Raw genomic sequence first — 15,675 nt, forward strand, 5'->3', positions numbered from 1 at the left:
GCACGTCAGTTTCTCGGTGGCATCGTGACATACGCCGTCCAGAACGGACTACGCGAAGATGGCGCTGCCTTGGCACTTCGTGGCGTTGTGCCGCGCCACAAGAAAGGCCACATACCAGCGATAACCAAACCGACAGACATCGCCCCGCTCGTTATTGCTATCGATGCGTACAAGTCACCCATTACCCGCGCCGCCCTCAAACTCACGATGCTGACTGGCCTTCGCCCCGGCGTCGTTGCCTCAGCGCCGTGGGACGAAGTGAACTTGGAAACAGGCGAATGGCACGTCGCTGCCGAGCGGATGAAAATGCGGCACGATCACATCGTGCCATTGCCGAAGCAGGCGATCGCGGTTCTGAACGAGGTGCAGTTGCTCACGGGCAAGGGGCACTACGTCTTCCCGTCCCCTGCCCGCCAAAAGACTCCCCATTTACATCGAGATGCCCTGAGCAAAGCGCTGAGAGAAATGGGATTTCAAGGAAAACACGCGACGCACGGTTTCCGGGGGATGCTTCGTACCGTCGGACGAGAACGACTCGGTATGGATATCGATGTACTGGAAGCGCAACTGGCACACGCCAAACGTGGCGATGTGCAAAAGGCCTACGACAGAACAACGTTTGACGACGATCGTCGTAGGGTCATGCAGGAGTGGGCTGACTACATTGATCAGCTCAGCATGGCGACGGCAGAAGCAGGATTGAGCGAGCAGGCCTAAGCGGTATACCCACTCAATCGTCAATCGGTGACCGGGACCATTGTGTAGATGTCAACGCCGACTGAAACCTGACCCACAGGGGGTGCGGACGAAAACTTGGACTACCTAGAGGTGGTTCATGTACTCGTACGAAGACCGCATGCGAGCGGTTCGGCTCTATTTGAAGTTGGGTAAGCGCGTCAGGGCGACCATCCGACAGCTGGGGTATCCGACAAAGAATTCTCTTAAGTCGTGGCATCGTGAATACGAACGATGTCATGATTTACGGACCGGCTATGTTCGTTCCAGGCCGATATATTCTGCCGAACAGAAGAAGGTGGCCGTCGATCATTACTTAGGCCATGATCGTTGTGCTGCTGCAACCTTGTGTTAAAGACGGATTTAAGGAAATGCGATCCGTTTGATGCGATTGCTCGATCGCCTATCGCGCTTCACGCACCTTATGGTCGGCGCTTCTCTCGCGTTCCGCCGCAAGCCGTCGCTGACCGGACGCGGGAATGATCTGCAGCAGCATCGCGGCGCTGGCAAAGACGAGCCCAACGCCGCACACGCCCGGCCAACGCCATACGCTCCACGCTGGCCAGGGATCTTGGCAGTCGGGAAATTACGATCAATAACGTGCAGCCCGGACGAATCGATACGGTGATGAACCCGGCCAACGGTCCGATGGCCGACCAGATCCGGGGTTCCATTGCATTGGGCCGGTACGGATCAGGCGACGATATTGCGGGGCTTGTCGCCTGGCTGGCAAGCCCCGATGCGGCATTCATTACGGGCACCAGTCTGAAGGTCGATGGGGGCACAAGTGCTTGACTGATGGCTTCAGGCCCGAAGTTGGCATTCAGTGTTGATTCGTCTGGTGCAGGCCGGCACCTGTGTGTGTCGATTCGTGAGGTCATTTCCGTACACAGCGCGTGAAAACAAAACTGGCTCGCTCGACGAATCGTGCGCCGCCGTCGCTTTGCCAAATGGCGACTCCTCGCTCATCAGGAGACGTTCACCACGCGACCGCGAAGGACCGTTTGTGGCCGATCTCTGTCACTGAGTGATGAATAGGCGTTGGCCTGCGCGGATCGGATCGGTTGCCGGCAGCGCCGGATCGACGGCGAGCACGGGCCAACGCGCGGATGGAGATGGATACGTAGCAAGTTGCGCGATCTGTTAAGGCCACTGCTCGCTGCGCACGGATGCCGCTTCCCTGCCGCCCCAGACCAGATAGAACGGTCCCGCGCTGACCAGCTTGCCCGGCAGCTTCGGCCATGGCCGGGCCGGGTCCTCGACCGCGAGCCATGCGACGGCTGTCGCAGGATCACGGTTACTCACGAGGTCCATCGGCAGTTGCGCGGCGAAGCCGTCGGTCGCACGTGCCTCGAGCACGCTGCCCGCACGTAACGCCGCACCGTCGAGCAGATCGGCCAGCGGCACTGCGCGGTAGGTCGTCGACGTACCGTAGGCGACATCTTGCGGAACGTGAATCTCGGCAACATCCGGCCGCGCCAGCAACTCCCCCTGGCTAAACGACTGGGTCTTGCTGCCTATCCTGAGTTCAATCATGGGCTGCGGCCGCACAATGCCCAATCACGCTAAGCGTCAGCAGCAAAACCGCAAACAACACGCGTTTCGGCATTTGTCCTCCGTGCATTGTTGTTGCCGGCGACGTCGGCTGGGGCTGATTTGAGAACACGCTTGAGAACGCGCTGACGTTACTTCGCCCCTTTCGGGAAATCCGCGCCCACGGTCGTCGCTTCCCATGCGTCGAAGTCCTTGCGCATCAGATCGAGCTTCTTGCGCGCCAGTTCGAGCGCGGTCTTGCCGAGCAGCAGACGCAACGGCGGCTTGTCCGATAGTGCCGCGTCGATAATCGCGTGCGCGGCCCGCACCGGGTCGCCCGCCTGGTTGCCGCTGCGCGCGGCGGTCTGCTTGCGGCGCTCGCCGGCGGTGGCGGCGTAGTCGTCAATCTGTATCGCCGATTGCTTGATCGAGGGGCCCGCCCAGTTGGTGCGGAACGGCCCCGGCTCGACGATCAGCACGTCGATGCCGAGCGGCTTGACCTCGGTGGCGAGAGATTCACAGATGCCTTCCACCGCGTATTTGGTGCCGTGATAGTAGCCGGTCGCCGCAAAACTGGTAAGGCCGCCAATCGACGAGACGTTGACGATCAGGCCGCTGCGTAGCTTGCGCATCACCGGCAGCACGGCCTTGGTCATGTCGACGAGGCCGAACACGTTGGCCTCGAACATGTCGCGCACCGCTTCGTCTTCGCCTTCCTCAATAGCGGCGAGATAACCGTAGCCGGCATTATTGACGAGCACGTCGATGCGTCCGAAGCGCTCCTGCGCCGCTTTGACGGCCTCGTCGATCTGCGCGCGCTGGGTGACATCGAGCGGCAGCACGAGTGCCCGCCCAGCGTGCCCCTCGGCAATGTCCGCCACTTTCGCTGGGTCCCGTGCAGTAACGACTGCGCGCCAGCCGCCTGCCAGCACCAGTTTCGCCAGTTCGCGGCCGAAGCCTGTGGAACAGCCAGTGATCAGCCAGACGGGTTGTCTCGATTCATCATTTGGGAAACTCCTGTTCGTTTTGAAGGCAAAGGGAGTGGATGTGCAAGGCGGAATTCGCATCCGCGATGAGGGGTTGTCGCCCTTCCTATGCAAAATATGGCGATAGCAGCGCGCAGAGCCGCTGGCAGCAAAGCTCGGCCGTTCGATCGCTTTCGAGCTATCAGCAATTTCGCAAGTACTTGATCAATATGGATTTTCAGGATCAAAGCGCCAGATTTTTCGCGAAAAGTATGGCACCGCGTTGCTGCAGCGACTCGCCGCTTAAATTAGGAATACCTTACATACGGCGTGTTCGAGTGCGCGCAGTTCGACAACTTGACACCGAGTTTTATCGTGCAGTGCTTACCTGAACCTGATGTCAACCGGACTTCAAACGGCACATGCCGAGAGGCACAGCATGCGAAGTAACGTTTTCACCTGGAAGACCTAATTCCCGCTTCTGCGCCCGGCAAATACTAGTGTAATCGTTTTCCAATTCGAACGCCAAGTGCTACACTACATGCGTGTAGTATGGAAACGAATCCTTCGATTCAGCGTGTCGAACCATGAACAGAAAGAAAACGAAACCAAACGTCTTCGACGTCGCGAAGGCAGCGGGCGTATCGGTCGCGACCGTTTCTCGAGCGTTCAATATCCCGAATCGCGTTGGCGCCGAGGCGCGGCAAAGAGTCCTCGCTGTAGCCAAGGAACTGGGATACAGCGCCGACCCGGCGGCAAAGGCGCTACGCCTTCGAAAGTCGTTCATTATCGGAGCAGTGATTCCGTCGCTCGATTACTCGATGTTTGCGCGCATGACTCACGCGTTCGAAGAGCAATTGACAGCGGCTGGCTACAGTGTGTTCGTGGTAACCACGGGGTTTGACAATCGGAACATGCTTGATGCCGTCAAGCGAATCGTCGAACGCGGTGCGGAGGCATTGTTGCTCGTTGGCAAGATGGAAGACCCCAAACTGAAGGAATATCTCACCGAAAAGCAGATCCCCTGCGTGACGACATACTCGTTCAACGATGATGACGTAGTGCCGTCGATTGGGTTCGACAACTTCGCTGCGACGAAACAAGCAGTCGAGTTTCTGATCCGACTGGGTCATCGTCAGATGGCAATGATTGCGGGCCCTCTTCAAGGGAACGACCGACAACAAGCCCGAGTAACCGGCTTTGAGAAAACGATGCAAACGCACGGACTTGGCGACGGAATCCATGTCATCGAGAAGAGCTACGGCTCGGCGATGCATCAAGGCGCGGATGCGATGCGACAAATTCATCATGAGCTTCCTGACGTCACGGCAGTCGTCTGCAACGCCGATGTCTTCGCACTCAGTGCAATAGCTGAATGCCGGCGGCTTGGTCTGCGCGTGCCGGAAGATATGTCGGTAGTTGGCTTCGATGACGATGACTATACGACCATTTTTTCGCCCGCCTTGACCACTATCGCTGTTCCTGCTGTAGAGATGGGACGTCTTGCGGCGCGATCGCTGATCGGAGCTCTGACGCAAGGACGAAAAGTGATGCCGGCGCGTCTCGATACCCAACTGATTGTCCGGGATTCCACGAGTGTGCCTCGCGTCTCCGTGTCTGGCACGGCTCCTAATGTCGTCGCATGATGGTAAGGCTATATCATCGGGGGAACGGCCGATGCGGTGAAAAGGCGCCCATTCGCTGATTGGGCGCAAGTGACGGACGGATCAGCAGGGGCCCCTCTCCCATACTTGCTGAGATGCGTTCGTCACCCCAAGCTCTGATAGCCTCACGTCGGGGCCGGGCGCGTCACACCGGCTACTCACGCAGCGGACGACATTGGGATCTGGAATCTCCTCAATCCAGATACCCGCATCGCCCATAGAGGCTGAATTCGCGACCGCCGACGCCACCGCAGCCGCCTGCCCGGTTCCGCACCGAAAGGTGCTCACTGCGAGACGACTCGCTTGAGCGTCGCGCAGCACGCTCATCACACCGGCGTCGGCGAAGGGCCTCAATATTGTGATCCGCTGCCCCGTAATACAGGCCGCCGCAGCTGGCAGGAATTTATGGGTCCAGTCATCGATCGTCGCTAGGGCGGCTCGTTTCACGGTTCGGTCGGCCAGCGATTCATACTCCCACAGATGGAAGAAAGTCATCTCGCGCCCTGGCACTACCCAGTTTCCCAGCAAGCGCCCGAACGCCTCGCCTCGAATCGGCATGGCCAGGTCGCGAAACAGTTTGAAGTACCTCTCTGCGACTGATTGCTCGATCGTGTATTCGCGCAGCTCGTGGATCATATCTGCTGAGCCTTCTCTTTAACGAGCGGTGTAGCCACCATCGACTGTAAAGAAACCACCGGTAGCGAACGACGACTCGTCAGAGGCCAGGAACAGTGCCATCGTGGCGATCTCATGTGGAGTGCCCATCCGGTTGACTGGCGCACGCGCCTTCAGTCCGTTCACGAAGCCTTCTGGGTCCGGCACCTCTTTGAGCATCTTCTCGTAGTAGCTGGACCAGATCACACCTGGCGCGATGCTGTTGACCCGGATGTTCTTCTCCGCATGATCAAGAGCCATCGAACGGGTAAGGGAAGCGACGCCGCCTTTTGCTGCCACATAGGCGGCACGATCGGGGATACCGCAGACCGCCGCGGTCGACGAGATGTTAACTACCGCGCCTCCGCCACGTTTCTCAAGCTCGGGGATTCCGTACTTGGAGACAAGATACACGCCTTTCAGATTTACATCGATCACCTTGTCCCAATCGTCTTCCTCTGTATTGACGACGCTGCCGCGGATTCCGAATCCCGCGTTGTTGACAAGGATGTCGAGGCCGCCGAACTTGCCTACGGTCGCGGCAATCAAGTGCTTGATCTGCTCAGCAACAGTGACATCCACCCCCACTGCCAATGCGTTTGCGCCCAACGCGCTGGCGACCGTTTGCGCCTGGTCAACATTGCGGTCGGCGACAACAACTTTTGCACCTTCCTTGATGAACAGTTCTGCGGTAGCTGCACCGATCCCAGATGCTGCACCGGTCACGACGGCTACTTTTCCTTCGAGTCTCATTTCTTTCTCACCAATATCAGATTGAATGTTCAAGGCGACGGATGACTGCATCTTCGATGCTCATTGCGGCGAGCCACGAAGTCCGCGGGTTATCCGGTAGTGGATTGTTCTCGAGGCGAATCAATAAGCGGCCGAAAGCGCCGGTTGCCTCAACTTCATGCACGTTCTTCTCGATGCTCGGATCGGCCATCATCGTGACCGTCGTTTTGTCAAAGCCGACACCCGCCAGGGCTACTGCTGCTGTGACGTTGGCGTTCTTCGGAAAGAGCCTTGCCGACTCGCCGGCCGTGCCTTCGAAAATCACGGTGGGTTTGTCGATCGCCCGAAGGTCGAACTGGTCTTCGGCCGGAGACCCCTCCCATGCACGAGGCGGTTTGCGCCCGATGTATCGAACCGCCTCAAGACCGCCCATGCGCGCGGCGTGCAGTGCGTCGATGCCTCCGATGGCGCCGGATACCAACGTCAGGTGCGAGCAGCCAGCCTTCATTGCGCGATTGATCTTTTCGAACAGGGGCGCAGACGACAGCGCTCCGATGGAAACGAGGATGGCGTCAACCCCATGCTCGAGAAGCGGAACGACCGTTTCGTCGACGGCCGCGTGCCCCGCGCACTCGACGGCAAGGGTTGGATGCCATGAAAGTAGCGAGGGAAGGTCACGGAACACTTCAATCCCGAACGACTGTGCCGCAACCGGCGCCGCTTCGTGAGCGGGCACAACGCAGGAAAGCTGCTGAGGATTGAGGCCCCGTTCCTGCAACTTTGCCAAAACGCGTTTGCCCATGGCGCCCATGCCGATAATTGCGACTCGTTCATTCGCAGCGACGGCTGCACCGCCAGAGCCGGGTGCGAACGAGTGTCCGTCGGGTTCTGAAATAGCCATGTGTCATTTGTCCAAAAATGCGCCAACCCGAGATGCGAACGCTTCTGGATTGACCTGTGGGAAGAAATGACCGCCGTCGGCCTCGGCAAGGATCGCGTTCCTGATGCGCCGCGCCAGATCTTCCGAGTGATGGAACGGCACGATGAAGTCATCCCGCGCTCCGACGACGAGCGTATCGATGTCAAGTGCCGTGAGCGCGTCGGACCGTTCGTAGCTCAGGAGCATGTCGATTCGACTCACCACGGTCTGAACGTCGAACTCGTCATCACCATCGAATCGCAAGGGGGATACCTGCGCGATATGTTGTTCGTACCACTGCGCGTCGTAACCGCCGAGTCGCGAGAGCGCCGAATAGGCACGGGTGCCTAGTCCCTGCAACATGAGGCGTCGCAGGTCGAACAGATCTCTGAAGCGTCGGTCCGGCTTTGCCCAGCCACCACTCAGGACGATCTTGCGACAGCGGTCCCGATGATCCAGGGCGAGCGTCTGCGCCACGAGACTGCCTGTCGAGTGACCGAGCACATGCGTCTGAACCACGTTCTCCTCGTCCAGCACATCGAGCGCGGCTTGCGCGATCAGCGTAATGCGCTGCTCCGCGTCTTTTGTGCTTCGGCCGACGCCCGGATGATCGAATGCGATGACGCGGTAGCGGTTCGCAAGCAATGCTGCAACGGGCCGCCAGAAAGAGCCGTGACCGGCAAGTCCGGCGATGCACAGCAGCGCATCGCCGCTGCCCACCACTTCGTAATGTATGCCCGACCTCGTGCGCCCGTCCATCATTCCTGCCTCTCGCTCGGCTGAGTGAAGACGGTTCGAGCCTCGATTTGTGCGGCGTCCGCGGGGCGCGCGAACGGCTCGGGCGCAGCTTCGCCCGGCGTGCGTGCGCGGCCGATATCGCGGAAGAACGTCTCGAGCCCAGAGGGCAAGAAGAACCAAACCCAATGAAGATCCGAGTCACCATCGTTGATGAACGTGTGCGTGCGCAGCTTGCCGATAAAGAGGGTCATTCCCGGCTCGAGGCGATACTCCTCGCCGTCCAGTTCCGCCTTGCCATTACCTGAGATGAAGTGCAACACCTCTTCATTGTCCGTGTGGGAATGCAAGCGAACCCTACCGCCCGGCGGCAAGGTTTGCGTGCCGGCCGAGAAAGGGCGATCCATCGGTACCAGATGCGGCGCAACGTGGACGGAAGCATAGCCATTCGCGGGTTGCGGCTGCCAGTAGCTTTCCTCCTTGCTGGAGTGGACCAGCAAAAACTTGCCGTCTTTTCGCACCGCTTCCGCTGCAGCTTGCTTATCTTGTTCAACCGGGTTGTCACTCACCTTGACCTCCGCTGAGAATGAAATCTGTGCTGTTTAAAAAGCCGTGCGATGGAAAACGTTTACGAGGGAAGACGTACATGACCTCGTGCGAAGCTGGAAATAAAACGCGCGTAAGAATGCTGATTCGAAATTGCCGCTGTGCTACGGCCGCGACGCTCCTAGTCCTACTTCCTTGTCTTCCACAGATCGCTTAACGTATAGCCTGTTGGGAAGGGATCCGATGCATCGAGGACGTACTGATGGAAGCCCGTAATCCAGGCACCACCGGTAATGGCCGGTCGTATGCCCGGCTTGCCGCCAACCGTCAGTGTTTCGACGATTTCACCGGTGTACTCAGTGCCGATGATTGATTTGTGAAGGAAACGCTCGCCTTGCTGAATCAAACCGCGAGCATGAAGAACTGCAAGCCGTGCACTCGTCCCTGTGCCACATGGCGAACGATCCAGCCGGCCGGGTGAAACGATTACGCCGTTCTTCGAACAGAGGCCATTTGGCCCGCGCTCAAGCGGACCAGCAAAAAGCGTCTGATTGATCGTGTGGATTTTCGGATTCTCGGGATGGACTGCCGGAAGCTGCTCCGCTGCCGCCGCCTTGATGGCTTCGCCGACCTCAACCATCTCCGCCGCTTCGTCAGGTTCGACAGAAAAGCCGACTGTCGCCGCGTCGACCAGCACGTAGATCATTCCTCCGTAGGCGACGTCGACAGTCAGCGTCCCGATTCCCGGCACTTCGACCTGCTGGTCTAACCCGAACACAAAGCATGGTACGTTCGAAAAGCGAACGTTGATGCACTTGCCGTCACGACATTCCGCCCGAACCTTGACGAGACCACCGGGTGCTTCCAATGTCAGGTCGGTGTACGGCTCCAGCATCGGTAGCATTCCGGTTTCCAACAGCGCTGTGACTGTGCAGATGGTGTTGCTTCCGGACATCGGCACATAAAACTCGGACTCCATAATCACGAACCCGGCGTCTGCCTGCGGGTCGCAAGGCGGGAGCACGAGATTGATGCATTGAGTCACGGAGCCGCGCGGCTCCTGCAGCAAAAACTTGCGCAGGTCGTCGGCTTGGGTCTCCAGGTAGCGCATCTTTTCGAACATCGTGTTGCCCGGAACATCGAGCACGCCCCCTGTAATCACGTCGTTGCGTTCGCCGGCCGTGTGTACGCCAACCACGTTGACCATCCGCTTCATCTTCATTGCTGTGCTCCCATATTTTGTACACGTGGCTCAGTGCCGCCGATTCAAATCGTAATTGCCGAAATCAATCGCTCTTAAAACCGCTGAAGCACTCTTCGTTCGATCGATCCCACGCATCGTGTCAACGGATAGGCCACGACAAAGTAAATGATGGCTGTCGTTGTCAGCACCTCGACCGGACGCGCACTTGTGTTTGCGATGTTCTGACCGACGAACATCAGATCCGCCATGCCCAGTGCGGAGACCAACGCACTTTCCTTGAACAGGCTGACAATGTTCGAGAGCAGCGTGGGCATTGAGCGAACAAAGGTGAGCGGCAAGATGATGTAGGTCACGCGCGCCATGCGATTCAATCCCAAGGCCACGCAAGCATCCAGTTCCTCTTTCTTGATGGAGCCCAGCGATGCACGGAACGTTTCACAAGTGATTGCGCCCATATACAGACTGAGGGCCGTGAACGATGCAACTGTCACGCTGATGTTGATGTGAAGCAAAAGCGGCAGGCAGAAGAAAAACCAGAAGAGCTGAACCAGCAGCGGCGTTCCGCGGAACAGCTCAACGTACCCCGTCGTGATTGCACGCGCATAGGCCGGACCATACGTTCGCAAAAGGCTTGCTACAAATCCCAGAGCAATACCTGCAGCCGCCGAAGCCAGCGTCAACTTTGCGGTAAGAGCAAGTCCCTCAAGCAATGGCTGCACATATCCCAGCAAAAAGGCGAAATTGAAGTTCATGATCAGTCACGCCGCCAAGTAGTTGAAGAAACGCTTGCGCTCAATCACACGCAACACCTGCGCCACGGCTACCGACACCAGCAGATACACAATACCGATGGTCGTGAACACTTCGAGCGGTCGGTATGTCTCGGACGCAATCTGCTTGCCCGTGTACATAAGCTCCTGAATGGCCACCACCGACAGCAAGGAAGTCTGCTGCAATGCCGAGATGCCATTGGTCACCAGAACAGGCAATGCAATGCGAAAGGCGTGCGGAAGAACAATCAGCGTCGTGCGCTGAAACGGCGAAAAACCGAGCGCGACGCCCGCATCATGCTGCTCGCGTGGAACCGATTGAATCCCAGCCCGGTAAGCCTCGGCATTGAACGCGGTCAGGTTCAGCGAGATAGCAAGAATCCCCATTGTGACCGGCGTCAGGAACACATTGAAGATGATTGGTACGCAGTAAAAGAACCAGACCACTTGAACCAGGGCCGGCGTACAGCGGAAGAACTCGATGAAAGCCGAGACCGGAAAGCGAACAAGCCGCGATTTACTCTGAGAGAGCATTCCGACGACGAAACCCGCCACGACACCGATTACATTTGCGCACACCGCGATCACGAGCGTAATCGCAAGTCCCTGCCAAAGAGGATCTAACGCCGAAGATATCGCCGAAAAATTCATCGAATAGTTCACAACCCTCTCCTAGCTCACATGCAGGACGTTATTCAAAAACTCTTTCGTCCGCGCCTGCCTGGGGTTCTTGAACATCTCATCAGGCGTGCCCGATTCTATGACCACGCCGTCTGCACAGAACACAATACGCGACGCGACCTTCTTTGCGAACCACATGTCGTGAGTCACCATGACCATCGGCATTCCCTGTGAGGCGAGTTCGAGAATCACTGTCTCAACTTCCGCCACGAGCTCGGGGTCGAGCGCGGAGGTCACTTCATCGAACAGCATGAGTTGCGGGTCCAGCATCAGGGCCCGAGCAATCGCAACACGTTGTTTCTGCCCGCCCGAGAGCTGCGCGGGGTATGCGCGGGCCTTGCTCCCGAGCCCCAGGCGATCGAGCAGCAAGGTCGCTCGTTTCTCCGCCGAGCCTCGCGCCTCGCCTTTGACCTTGCACGGCGCGAGCGTGAGGTTGCGCAGGACGTCGAGATGGGGAAAGAGCGTGTAGTGCTGGAAGACCATACCGATTTGCTTGCGGATGGCGAGATCCATACGCGTGCGTTCGGTCTTCTCGTCGAACGACAGGTACGGTTTGCCATTGAATTCGACAGCGCCGCCTTCAATCGTTTCCAGCCCCATCAGCACGCGCAACAACGTGCTCTTCCCGCCACCGCTCGGTCCGATCACGACCAGACGATCGTCGCGCTGCATGTCAATGTCGAGCCCCTTCAGGACCTTCACCATCGGTCCGTAATGCTTGGACAGGCCCCGGATGCGCACCAACGGTTGCGCGCCTCGCTGGAAAGATGATTGGGTAGCATCTTTCCCGCCCTGCGATGCGGCTGCGTCAGCATCTCGCATGAGTGGGCGGTCAACTCTCATGACATTTTCCATTTCGTTGCTCATCGTCTGGCTGGAGGCATGGAGAATTTCGGTTACTGGTTCACGGACTGCGCCGCTTGCTTCACTGCAGCGTCCACACTGGTCTTGATGAAGCCCGACTTCGTTTGCTGTTCGATGAACTGGTTTAGCACCTTGAGATCGGCATCCGTGTAGGTCTTGTTCAGACCGAAAGCGACGTCCTGAAGATTGAAGGGAGGTTGCACATGGTAGATTTCGGCCCAATCCGGGTGTGCCGCCTGAAAGATCAGATTCGCATCGGATTGATCAGCGAGAAAATTGGCGCGATGGGAAATAAGTGCAAGACGGGTACTGTCCGCGTCGGGCAAACGAAGGATCTGCGCCTGTTTCAAGGCCGGACTGATTGCCTTGTCATCAGTCGTGCCTTGCACCACTGCGATCACCAGACCAGGCTTGTCAATATCGGCGACCGATCTGATCTGCTTCGGCACCTTTGGGTCCGTGCGGTTGTAGACAAAGTTCGTTTCGTTGCGTACGACGGCCGTTGAGAAGCTGATGACCTGCTCACGGACAGGCGTGCGGTTGATAGCCATCGCCAAATCCCACTTGTCCGTCTGGAGACCCGCAATCATGCTGTCCCAGGTCGTATCGACGAACTTCACTTTCACCTTCAGCACATCCTCACCGAACTTACGGCACAGGTCACTAAACGCACCGGTGTAGGCTCCCGTTTTCGGATCGCGAACGACGAACGGGGGCGCGAGCGCGGCGCCACAACGTAACTCGCCGGCCTTGCGCACGGATTCGAAAGCCGATGAATCGGCAGCGTGAGCCGGAGCGATCACGCTGCCTGTGCTGACAGCAACACAGGCGACGGCGAAGAACGACTTGAACAACGAGCGAAGCGTTTTCGCGATCGCGGCCCGATGAACGGCCGTGATGTGGGTGGTCTTCATGATGGTCATAGATTCCGTTAAATGTGGAAGTGCGGACATTTGCGTTTCTCCCTTCGACGATCCAGACGCTCTATCAGTCCAGCCGCCTTCTCCAACGTTCAAGGTACTTTCGACAAGCTTGGTAATCGTTTACGCGCGCATTCAACCAAATGGCCGTCCTCACGAACCACTCTTCGCCAACGCGCACCTCCTGTGGGGGAAAGCAGTGCCTCTGAGTGCGTAGAATCATGCTAGTTGAAAAAAAAATGTGCGTAAAGCTTTACATAGCCGTCCTAGTATTCTCCCTAGGCATGACCTTCCGACAAGGCTTGAATGTATGGAAATCGATTACAGCGTCGATCTGGAAGGTACAGTCGATTGTTTGCTTTGAAAGGAACTGCGGGGCCTTGCGGGACAACGCGGCCTCCATGTCCTAATGGCCTGCGCCATTCGCCTCGACTCGATGGCGACGGCCCTGCTACCTTTCTAGCCCGACGCCCCTTGATCCAGTGCGCCTCCGGATTGGCCCTCGCCGAGCACCGAACTCCGTAAGAGGTCTTTGGTCCGCTGTTCTCGTGGGTTGACGAATATTTGCAAAGGGTCGGCGCCGTCGTCCGCTCCAACTTCCACAGCCAGGTCTGCAAGCGCGATGCGCAGCGCGAACTTGTAGGTTGCGTGAAGTCGCCTTCTGCAAAGAGCCGCTGAAGCTTGGCGAGGAAGGCCAGTTGTGCCTCGGCTGACGGCGGTGGTACTGTCGAGCTCGCTGGCGCTTCCTCCAATAGTCGGCCTTTTCCGGGATGACCCACCGCACGCCGCCTCGCGGGTCTGGCAGGTTGCCCTTGAAGCGGGTATCAGGTGGATGTGCAGGTGCGGCACGGTCTGTCCGGCGGCAGAACCGTCGTTGATGCCGATGTTGAAGCCGTCGGGCAGGAACTCGGCCTCAGCTGCTACCTTGGCTTAGTCGAGCAGCGCCAGGAGCGCGGTGCGCTCCTCACTGCAGACCTTGAAGAAGGACCCGACGTGGCGCTTGAGAATAACGAGGCTGTGGCCCGGGGACACAGGAGCCGTCTCGAATCCAGACGGCGTGCTCGTTCTGCCCAGCGATGCGTGAGTCGGGCAGCGAGCAGAAGCGACAAGGCGCAAGCGTCATTTGAGTGGTCGGAAACGTAGTCTCGGGCGTCATAGATGATGAGGCGACTGGAGTTCAGCGCCGTCTGTCGAACCTGGCGAAGATCACCGAAAGAATAAGCTCCAAATGCGCCTTGGATTGTCGACGATCTAGGTGACGATCTCGAACGCCCGGGACACGTCGCGCCCCCGCGCTTGCCGCGCGTCCCTGCCCGGTCAAACCCGAGGCAGGCATGCACCCGACTCCCAGCTTCCCGCCCTTGACCCGCGACCGTAGCCGATAGCGGGCAGGCATCAAGGGGCGAGGGACCGCGTTGCCCGCACCCCTCCCTCGCCTGTTTCCTTGACACCCACCCGCTATCGGCTCCCCAAGTCGCACGGGCGGGAACCCGGAAGCCTGGCGGCAGCAAAGCCAACCCCGAGTTCCACCGGGAAGTGTCCAGCCACAACGGCACAGCACATCCCGCCGCCCGGTTCAGGTCCTCAATCTTGACTGTGGAGACTGCCATGCTACTCGCTTCCTCTTTCCGTTACGACTGCCCTATGCTGCGCGCTGACTCGCCCCTGTCAGACGATCAGATCCGCCGCGTCGCCCCGTCCATCTTCGCGGACTGCAAGCACGAGAGCCGTTCGGAACGCTACACCTACATTCCCACCATCGACGTGCTGCGCGGCCTGCGCAACGAAGGCTTTCAGCCGTTCATCATTTGTCAGACCCGCGTGCGCGATCAGGGCAGGCGCGAATTTACAAAGCACATGCTCCGGCTGCGCCATTCCGAGCAGATCACGGGCGAGGAAGCCGATGAAATCGTGCTGCTGAACTCGCACGACGGCACCAGCAGCTATCAGATGCTCGCGGGGGCGTTCCGGTTTGTCTGCCAGAACGGCATGGTGGCTGGCGACAATGTTGCCGATATCCGCGTCCCCCACAAAGGCAATGTCGTCCAGAACGTGATCAATGGCGCATTCGATGTGCTCGACGGCTTCGACCTGATCCGTGAGCAGAAGGACGGTATGCGCGACGTGGCACTGGATCGCGACGAACAGCATGCGTTCGCACGCTCCGCGCTCGCGCTGCGCTACGCCCCGACCGATACCGGGGCCCCCGCGCCTGTCACCGAAAGCCAGTTCCTCGCTCCACGCCGTTTCGAGGATCGACGTGATGACCTCTGGACGGTCTTTAACCGCGTGCAGGAAAACCTCACCAAGGGTGGACTGCACGGACGCTCGCGCACCGGGCGCTCCATGTCTACGCGGCCCATCACCGGCATCGACCAGAACGTGAAGCTCAACCGCGCCCTCTGGATGCTCGCGGACGCGATGCGCCAGATGAAGACGTAGGCACGAAGCTGGCAAACGTATCACCAAAGTTACTCGCGCTGCTGCGCGAGGGTGCGATCACGCTCGACCAGCTTGCCGCGCTCGCTCTCGCGGATGACCACGAGACGCAGGAGCATATCTGGTTCGATGCGAACGAGTGGCAGCGCCAGCCCAACTATCTGCGGCAGGCCATCACCCGCGCGGAAATCGACGCAAGCCGCAGTCGTCTCGTCCGCTTTGTCGGCTTTGACGCCTATGAGGCTGCTGGCGGGTATGTGCGCCGCGACCTTTTTAGCGACGACCAGAACGCGGGATACATCGCGGATGCGGAA

The 15,675-nt window shown here is 58.8% G+C and carries 16 protein-coding genes and 3 pseudogenes; 6 read left to right on the plus strand and 13 right to left on the minus strand.

What is annotated here, in order from left to right:
* The 3 genes and pseudogenes from P0D89_RS45345 to P0D89_RS45355 all read left to right on the plus strand — a co-directional run.
* The coding region (locus P0D89_RS45345) for a tyrosine-type recombinase/integrase (protein ID WP_408378680.1) at positions 1–717 on the plus strand (717 nt) is incomplete at its 5' end.
* A 118-nt stretch (positions 718–835) separates the two neighbouring features.
* A pseudogene (locus P0D89_RS45350) lies at positions 836–1,084 on the plus strand (IS3 family transposase); the annotation flags it as partial.
* 209 nt (positions 1,085–1,293) lie between these two features.
* Positions 1,294–1,530 (plus strand): SDR family oxidoreductase, encoded by a 237-nt coding sequence (locus P0D89_RS45355; RefSeq protein ID WP_408378684.1) that lies wholly within the window; start codon positions 1,294–1,296, stop codon positions 1,528–1,530.
* Between the two features lie 228 nt (positions 1,531–1,758).
* On the opposite strand, the pseudogene P0D89_RS45360 reads toward P0D89_RS45355, so the two are convergent.
* Positions 1,759–2,344, minus strand: a pseudogene (locus P0D89_RS45360) (cytochrome c); the annotation flags it as partial.
* A gap of 76 nt (positions 2,345–2,420) precedes the next feature.
* Positions 2,421–3,248, minus strand: a complete 828-nt coding sequence (locus P0D89_RS45365) for an oxidoreductase (RefSeq protein WP_459252680.1) — start codon at positions 3,246–3,248, stop codon at positions 2,421–2,423.
* 572 nt (positions 3,249–3,820) lie between these two features.
* Here P0D89_RS45365 and P0D89_RS45370 point away from each other — a divergent pair.
* Positions 3,821–4,879, plus strand: coding sequence for a LacI family DNA-binding transcriptional regulator (locus tag P0D89_RS45370; RefSeq protein WP_408368616.1), 1,059 nt, complete (start codon positions 3,821–3,823; stop codon positions 4,877–4,879).
* A gap of 81 nt (positions 4,880–4,960) precedes the next feature.
* On the opposite strand, the gene P0D89_RS45375 is transcribed toward P0D89_RS45370, so the two are convergent.
* The 11 genes from P0D89_RS45375 to P0D89_RS45425 form a co-directional block, all read right to left on the minus strand.
* Complete coding sequence (locus tag P0D89_RS45375) at positions 4,961–5,533, minus strand: NIPSNAP family protein (protein ID WP_408368614.1); 573 nt, start codon at positions 5,531–5,533, stop codon at positions 4,961–4,963.
* An 18-nt stretch (positions 5,534–5,551) separates the two neighbouring features.
* Positions 5,552–6,355 carry an SDR family oxidoreductase gene (locus P0D89_RS45380; RefSeq protein ID WP_408368612.1) on the minus strand — a complete coding sequence of 268 codons (804 nt, stop codon included), beginning with the start codon at positions 6,353–6,355 and terminating at the stop codon, positions 5,552–5,554.
* Positions 6,321–7,103, minus strand: a complete 783-nt coding sequence (locus tag P0D89_RS45385; RefSeq protein WP_408378690.1) for an aspartate dehydrogenase — start codon at positions 7,101–7,103, stop codon at positions 6,321–6,323. The genes P0D89_RS45380 and P0D89_RS45385 overlap by 35 nt, the downstream gene beginning before the upstream one ends.
* Positions 7,104–7,187: 84 nt before the next feature.
* Positions 7,188–7,964, minus strand: coding sequence for an alpha/beta fold hydrolase (locus P0D89_RS45390; RefSeq protein ID WP_408368610.1), 777 nt, complete (start codon positions 7,962–7,964; stop codon positions 7,188–7,190).
* On the minus strand, positions 7,961–8,506 hold the full coding sequence (locus P0D89_RS45395; protein ID WP_408368608.1) for a cupin domain-containing protein: 546 nt from the start codon (positions 8,504–8,506) through the stop codon (positions 7,961–7,963). Before P0D89_RS45395 ends, P0D89_RS45390 begins: the two co-directional genes overlap by 4 nt.
* Before the next feature lie 164 nt (positions 8,507–8,670).
* Positions 8,671–9,705, minus strand: coding sequence for a proline racemase family protein (locus P0D89_RS45400; RefSeq protein ID WP_408368606.1), 1,035 nt, complete (start codon positions 9,703–9,705; stop codon positions 8,671–8,673).
* Between the two features lie 74 nt (positions 9,706–9,779).
* Positions 9,780–10,439 carry an amino acid ABC transporter permease gene (locus P0D89_RS45405; RefSeq protein ID WP_408368604.1) on the minus strand — a complete coding sequence of 220 codons (660 nt, stop codon included), beginning with the start codon at positions 10,437–10,439 and terminating at the stop codon, positions 9,780–9,782.
* Between the two features lie 6 nt (positions 10,440–10,445).
* On the minus strand, positions 10,446–11,120 hold the full coding sequence (locus P0D89_RS45410; RefSeq protein ID WP_408368602.1) for an amino acid ABC transporter permease: 675 nt from the start codon (positions 11,118–11,120) through the stop codon (positions 10,446–10,448).
* Positions 11,121–11,129: 9 nt separating this feature from the next.
* Positions 11,130–12,005, minus strand: a complete 876-nt coding sequence (locus P0D89_RS45415) for an amino acid ABC transporter ATP-binding protein (RefSeq protein WP_408378682.1) — start codon at positions 12,003–12,005, stop codon at positions 11,130–11,132.
* Between the two features lie 29 nt (positions 12,006–12,034).
* Entirely contained in the window at positions 12,035–12,925 is an 891-nt protein-coding gene (locus tag P0D89_RS45420; protein WP_408368600.1) for a substrate-binding periplasmic protein, read from the minus strand.
* A gap of 456 nt (positions 12,926–13,381) precedes the next feature.
* The gene (locus tag P0D89_RS45425) at positions 13,382–13,825 is read right to left on the minus strand and encodes an HIT family protein (RefSeq protein WP_408378693.1); all 444 of its coding nucleotides are present in this window, start codon (positions 13,823–13,825) and stop codon (positions 13,382–13,384) included.
* 705 nt (positions 13,826–14,530) lie between these two features.
* Here P0D89_RS45425 and P0D89_RS45430 point away from each other — a divergent pair.
* Both P0D89_RS45430 and P0D89_RS45435 read left to right on the plus strand, forming a co-directional pair.
* Positions 14,531–15,364, plus strand: a complete 834-nt coding sequence (locus P0D89_RS45430) for a DUF932 domain-containing protein (RefSeq protein WP_408368598.1) — start codon at positions 14,531–14,533, stop codon at positions 15,362–15,364.
* Positions 15,365–15,369: 5 nt separating this feature from the next.
* A pseudogene (locus P0D89_RS45435) lies at positions 15,370–15,675 on the plus strand (chromosome partitioning protein ParB); the annotation flags it as partial.

Origin of the sequence: Paraburkholderia sp. RL18-085-BIA-A (genome assembly GCF_046027075.1) — a bacterium.
In the GTDB taxonomy this organism is placed as follows: Bacteria; Pseudomonadota; Gammaproteobacteria; order Burkholderiales; family Burkholderiaceae; genus Paraburkholderia.